The 6,462-nt window shown below is 62.2% G+C and carries 3 protein-coding genes and 1 pseudogene; 2 read left to right on the forward strand and 2 right to left on the reverse strand.

The annotated features are described in order from the left end of the window. The first annotated feature begins 257 nt into the window (after positions 1 to 257). Positions 258 to 851: an SOS response-associated peptidase family protein gene (locus EN884_RS20875; protein WP_063170755.1), complete on the forward strand. Its 594-nt coding sequence runs from the start codon at positions 258 to 260 to the stop codon at positions 849 to 851. A 236-nt stretch (positions 852 to 1,087) separates the two neighbouring features. On the opposite strand, the gene EN884_RS20880 is transcribed toward EN884_RS20875, so the two are convergent. Then, entirely contained in the window at positions 1,088 to 4,789 is a 3,702-nt protein-coding gene (locus EN884_RS20880; RefSeq protein WP_063170756.1) for a DEAD/DEAH box helicase, read from the reverse strand. Then, positions 4,789 to 5,673: an aminotransferase gene (locus EN884_RS20885; RefSeq protein ID WP_245441364.1), complete on the reverse strand. Its 885-nt coding sequence runs from the start codon at positions 5,671 to 5,673 to the stop codon at positions 4,789 to 4,791. The genes EN884_RS20880 and EN884_RS20885 overlap by 1 nt, the downstream gene beginning before the upstream one ends. Positions 5,674 to 6,006: 333 nt before the next feature. Between EN884_RS20885 and EN884_RS20890 the strand changes: the two are divergent. Beyond that, positions 6,007 to 6,462, forward strand: a pseudogene (locus EN884_RS20890) (hypothetical protein); the annotation flags it as partial.

A 6,462-nucleotide genomic window follows, 5' to 3' on the forward strand; every position in this document is an offset into this window, starting at 1 on the left:
GATCGGACGTCATACAGATTGTGTTGCGCGAGTGGCTGGAGACGAACGCGTATCTGCCGGTATGTGCGGTCGACGAGGAGAGCGACACAGACGGCAGCGCTTAGCCGTGGATGAATTCCATCGTCGCCCTTCAATCACAGGATCGATGCCGGGCCCGGAATCGGCAATTCGATGAGTACAGGCGATGGACGCTGGCGCGGCCGCTAAGCCGCGCTATTTGGCATAACCTCGCAACCGACGGAACGCGTGGGGCAGCTATGTGCAATGATTACGAGCAGCATATCGCCTGGGCAGAATATTGCCGGATGATGCAATCGCTGGCGCTCGACATTCCCACCCATCAAACTGAACTGGATCTGCTGCAGGCGGATGACATCCGCATCAGTGACCCCGCCCCGATCATGTGCGCCGCCGGCGACACGATCGAACTCACGCGCATGACCTTTGCCTTTCCGCCCTCCGGGCCAAAAGGCGGGCCGGTCTTCAACTTCCGCTCTGACGGACGGAGTTTCTCCAACAGCAAGCGCTGCCTTATTCCGGCATCAGCTTTTTTCGAATTCACCGGGAAGAAGTCTCCAAAGGCGAAGCATCGCTTCACGCTCAATGGCGCTCCCTTCATGGCGATCGCCGGCCTGTGGCGCGATGGCGAAGGCAACAATCCACCGACATTCGCCATGCTGACGACAGAACCCGGGCCGGATGTAGCGCCCATCCACAATCGCCAGATTGTGGTGCTGCGCCCGGAGGACTGGGCGGCATGGATACACCTCACGAAACCGGAGGGCGAGCTCTTGAAGGCCCTCCCGGCCGGGTCGCTGGCGGTAGAAACCGTACGAGAAGGGAGCGACTGACTCGGCTATTCTTAACGTCAACGGGGCATTCATCGACCCAAGGGGTATATGGGACAAAGTAACCTTTCACCTGTCCGGTTCTGAGCCTCAGCAAACCCTCCGACGTGAAGCCAGCATGACTGCTTTGCGCCCAACGTCGGCCGTTTGCCTCCATCTGCCTAATTTCTGCAAGCGGACGTTCTCCTGGGCTCTCAGGCCTTGGACGCTGACTTCGACAGGCTCTCCTTCATCTTGCGCTAGTATGTACGGGTAACTTCGACGGCAGGCCGGGTTACGACCATGAAATCGTGCCCATCGGGACGGGCGGTCAGCAATGCCGCAGAATAAGGGGATTGGGCAACGGAGTATCCTGCCGCGTCTATCCATTCGATCCCATCGGCTCCGACAATTGGACGAACGTCATAGGATTCTCGTCGCCCATCCACATGCGTAAGCTGAGCCGCACTTCCCCGCACTATCTCGACGGCATCTCTCTGTGCCGCAAGCGACCTTTGCCACGCCAGGAAGCATTGCGGATCTATCAGCGTCTCGGCGTTGAGATAGAGCCCCTCCCCTACAAGCCACGCTTCGAACTCGGGACGCCGGGCAACGGCTTCTTGACGCGTTCGCGCCAGCCCTTGCGCAAGTGCGAAGGCGACGAATGGATCGAGCGTTCCCCAACGCAGCAGCTCGCGAAACCAGAAACCGATCCAAGGCAGGCCGCTGGTCGCGCGCCAGGTCTCGAGGGTCGGCGTTTCCAGCGTACCGGCCTTGTCACCCCAGGCCTGCGCCACCGCCGCGCCGACCGCGACCCCAAGCTTGAATTCAACATTCTCAGCCACGAACCGCTGCCACGCCCGGAGGCGCTCGGCGTCCGGCGCAACCGCGCCTGGCAATTGCATCCACCATCCAAGGACGCCGCGCCAGTTGGCCAGAACCAGCTGGTCGCCGACCGTGTCGCGGACCCGAAAGCCGATCCCGGGCTCGGCGCGCACCCGTTCACCCAGCCGGACTAGCAAAGCGAAGCGCTGCTCAGCCGTCCATGTCCCATACTCAGCAGCCGCTTGTAGCTCCGAGATCAGCTGCGGCGCGACCAGCTCGAAACGACGTCCGATGTAGGGCGTGAAGCCATACTGGTAGAGCCGGCGCCGTTGCTGGGGATCAGGGTAGAGCCGCTCGACAAATGCCCGCCCGCGCTTGATGAAACTGGCCTCCAGCCACGCCTCCTCGGCTGCGGCGACCCGGGCGAATGTGCGTTGCCAGAGGTCGCGCAGGAAGGCTTCGGTTCTCGCACCATCGATGCCCACCAGCTCAATTCGCGTCAGCTCCTCGCTGGCGGCGAGAAGAAACCCATCGAGCTCATCGAGGCTGTCGCCAAGCTGGTCAGCCGTCGTTCGCGACACCACACCTAGGTTGGCGCCGGCCGCTTCGGGCAGCGTCACTTCCAGCCAGGCGAGGAACTGATCGAGGTTCTGCAGCCCGAACTGCGCCGCAGCCTTCACCCAGATCGAACGCAACAGTACGACCAGCGGACTGTGGACGACACCGGCTGTATCCTCAGCCTGTAGCCGACCAAGCAGGTTATTATAGTCCTGTGCCGCCGTCTGTATTTGATTCAGCTGCTCGTTGCGGTGGCTCGGCGCCGTGGTTGAAGGCGCCTCGGGCACGGCTACCAGCGTCATGCCCTCGATTGATTCAGCCGCCCCCGGCCGCCCGGCTCGACCTGCTAGGTTACGGAACTCCGCAGTCGACATCGGCACGACAATCGCTTGTTGCGCCTGCGCATCGAAGCTCCTTCTCTCGAGGCTGGTCAGGAATATGATGTCGAACGGCAGGTTCACCCCTTCCGTGAGTGTTGCCGTCGCAAGTGTGACCGGACAGATTCTACGGTCGATGAGATCCGTCATCAGCCGCCGCAGGCGTTGTGGCATCTGGCCATGGCTTGTCGCGATGCCGTGGTCGATCAGCCGCACCTCAAACGACCCCGCACCGCAATAGTCGATGCAGGCTGCGCGGGTTTCCTGGAAACGCGCTTGTCCATCCGGATCAGCCGGGGGCACGAACTGCGGCACATTCTGCCAGCCCGGTAGATCGAAAGCCTCGGCGTAGCGCTTCATGAGCCGTTCGGGTGACTGGGCCACGGATATCAACACCCGCCGGTTGCCTTCGAGCAGATGCAGCGCAGTCCACAGCACATAGAGCTGATTGTAGTGCGGCAGGCTGTTCCGGATGATCGGTGCGGGGAGCGGCATCAAAGGGATGCGCAGTGGCAGATAGACTGGAGCATCACGCCCGCGAACGTAAAGCATCTGCCCGTTCATAATATCGAGCACGGCTTCCGGTGCACGTCGGGTGTCCACTCTTAGCCCGCCTATCAGCTGTCGGCTGCTGCGATAGCTGAGCCCAACTGGCGTCGCGTCTAGGCGGCCTTCTATCCATTGGGCGACAGGGAGCGCTGCGCCGCCCGCCACCGCCGTCAACGCGATCCGCGCCATGTCGGGCTTGATCGCCAGCAAACGCGAGACCATCGACTCAAGTCGCATCGCGCGACTGCTGTGAGACGCAAGCGCTTCCTGCGCACTGGCGTCGACCTCGCTGACAACCTGATGCGCCTCGTCGATGATGAGGAGACGCAGCCGCTGGACAAGCAGATGGCCCACATAGCGCATCAGCGCTTCTGCCTTCTCGACGGTCGCGATCAACACGACGGGACGATCAGCGGTCAACCAATAGTCTGTAATACCCCAATCCGCCCCGCCATAGAGGCCAGTCACGATTAGGTCGTTCCCCAGCTCAGCCGTCAGCTTTGCTTCCACCTCGCTCGCCAGGGCCCGCGATGGGACAAGATACAGCGCCAGCGGCGCTTGTCCCGGCTGGGCATCGACGAGAAGTAGCTCCTTCACGATCGCCATATTCGCGACGAGCGTTTTTCCCGATCCGGTCGGCGTACAAAGCGCGAAGCTGTCGCTCGCAATCAGGCGCTCCAGACCCTGGACCTGCGACGTCCACAAGACGCCCCGACCCCGGGCGAACTGTTCACGAGCGAACCGCCACATGCGAGGCTGTAGCTCGGGCGCCCGCTCGGCGAGCCGCGCTACGCGGCGATGGAGGCTGTTGGCCGCAAAGCGCCCTGCTGTTGCCTCGATAAGGTTGATCAGGATCCATAGTTCATCGCTCGAGAGACGGGTCGCCAGTGCGCTGAGGCCAGATAATTTGGTGATTGCCTGTGTGAGCCTGTCCTCATTGCCACGGCGCAGGCTGTCGCCAATGAGACCGACGGCCCGCACCAGCTCGACCACCACATACCACCCGATCTTGCTCTCGGTGCGTGGCGCCTCGCCGACGTGTGGATCGCCCCCCGCGAAGGCGGCCTGAGGACCGTCTTCGGCGGGATCGTCAGTCTCGGTATCCGCCTCATCTTCAGCGGCCAGCAATGGGCCCGAGCCGTCGCGGCCAGTGAGCGCCGCGTTGTCAGCCCAAAAGGCCGCAGTACGCGCGAGCAGACGCTCGAAATCTGCGCCAAGGAAGGCTGCGAAGATCTCGGCGACGCCACCACCGTAGCGACCCTGGCGTAGCAGGCTGGTCGCCATCGCCGGCAGCCCGGCCAGCTGGTACGCGCCGGCGGCAAGCAGGCCGACTGGCACATCGCGTGTCACCGGATCGGAGGATCGCGCGAGCCATTCGAGCAGCTCGGCCGCGCGACGATAGCAGCTAAGCGATTCCGGCGAGTCCTCACCATCAATCTCACGGAAGATCCCGGCGCCATGCAGAAGTCGCCGCGCATCATCGAACTGCTCATGCGATTCTCGCGGCCCCCACGCGATCGGCGGCACCAGCCACGAGGTTTGCAGGCTTCGGACGAACAGACGTGCCTGCGCGGGCGTCAGCTCATTCTCGGCGCCGCGATCGGAGCGAATGTTCATTGCGAGGGCGCGCCGTTGCTCGTCGAGCCGCGCCATCAGGGATTGACCCAAAGCGAGCGATAGAGCCGCTCGATGAGGTCGACGCCCCCCTCGACAACCAGCTCGATCACTTGGAGTGGCCGTCCTGCGGTGTATTCCACTGGCGGTGCGACGCCCGGCAAATAGGTATCGCCGGGATTCCGTCTAGCGGCCTTGTTCCCCGCCACAAATACCAGATCGGTTCGCGGAAGAGGGGTAGCGCCTATCAGCAGAGCGCGATCAAGCGACACGATCGCCTCAGCATACTGCTCGCGCGCCTTCTCGCACAGCAGGCGGTGCATCTGCTCCAGGCCCTGCGGCGCCGTCAGACCGCGGTTCAGCTCATTCCAGACGCCATCATTGGCACGAACACGAGCGTCCGCCGGGCCGGTCCAACTGCCGAGCATCATCTCGTCCATCACGCTTGGCGTAAGCGAAGCGCGCCATTTGGCCTCGCCGGCTATGAACCGCACCACTTGGCCCGTGGCCGGATCGATCCCGAGCGCGATGAAGTCGTTGCCATGACGGCCGGAGATTTCCCGGACGCGCGCCGGATCCCGCGCCAGATCGAAGATATAGGCCTCGACCTCCGCATGGTAGCGGAACAAGAAGATCGGGATCGACCATTGGTGGCCGCCGATGAACTGGTAGGCCTGGGTCATGAGCCCGGCCATCACCTCGCCGAACAGCCCTTTCTTGGCGGTGGCGGGCAAACAATTTGGATACTGCGCATTGCCACCTGGGCCGTCGGCATCGGGATGCAGGTCTATTCGGGCGGCACTGTGAAACACGTCACGCGCGTCGAAGTGCGCGGATTCGAAATAGGGCCGCAGTTCAGCGACGACATCATCATCGATCGGCGCCGCCTGCTCGAACAGCAGATGTCCGTAATTGCCATTCACCCGCGCAGCTCCGCGCAGCCAACGGTTGAGGAGCGGTATTGGCGGGGGACAGTTATGAAGCATCTGTGTTGGCACTCACTAGGTTGAGGTCTGCGCGATGTTCAGTATCGTGTGTTGGACCATGCGCAACGCTTGATTATTTTTCGCCTTAAAAACGATGAAAGGGTTCATAGTCAGGCTCTATTATCAAGTGCCGGTGCCGACAACGGACATGTTGCGCGGATTGCGCGCGGCGTCGCTGACTCCCAAAGCGCTGGCCACTCTTTTTACGGAATTGCATGCGAGCCTACAGCTCGCCAAATTAGCCTGCAGCAAAAGTGACTGGGCGAATCGATGGCGCAACTAACAACCACTGACATGGCGTTGATTGACAACATCTTTGGGATGTACGGGGGCTACGTGCTGGACTTCAGCAACGACCGGTTCGCAGCGTTCTTCAATCGTGATCTTAAGATCGACATCTACCACGACCGCTACGCAATACATGGAACGTCCAAGGGGAAGCACTTCCGCGCCTTTCTCGAAATAGCGCCCAGTACCGAGGTAGTGCGGACGCTCACGGCCCTGTGGGAGTATCGCGAAGCGGGCATGCTTGACCGCGGCGAGGCCGAGACCGTGTACAATGCTCGGCAGCGCCTAGGCAACCTCCTGGTCAAACTTGGGGGAAAACCGCTGCCGACCGATCCGAACGCCGCGCCACCGCCACCACCGATGCCTGAGCCGAAGGGGCCGAGCGATGCCGTAATCGCAGCTATGGAGCAGGAATTCCTGGCGATGACTGCGATGGAC

This window comes from Mesorhizobium sp. M7A.F.Ca.AU.001.01.1.1, from assembly GCF_004022735.1.
GTDB lineage: Bacteria > Pseudomonadota > Alphaproteobacteria > Rhizobiales > Rhizobiaceae > Mesorhizobium > Mesorhizobium ciceri.

What these genes read in the sequence shown, in the direction of transcription:
- EN884_RS20875 (WP_063170755.1), top strand. Translation starts at nt 258, where the DNA reads ATGTGCAATGATTACGAGCAGCATATCGCCTGGGCAGAATATTGCCGG.
- EN884_RS20880 (WP_063170756.1), bottom strand. Translation starts at nt 4,789, where the DNA reads ATGGCGCGGCTCGACGAGCAACGGCGCGCCCTCGCAATGAACATTCGC.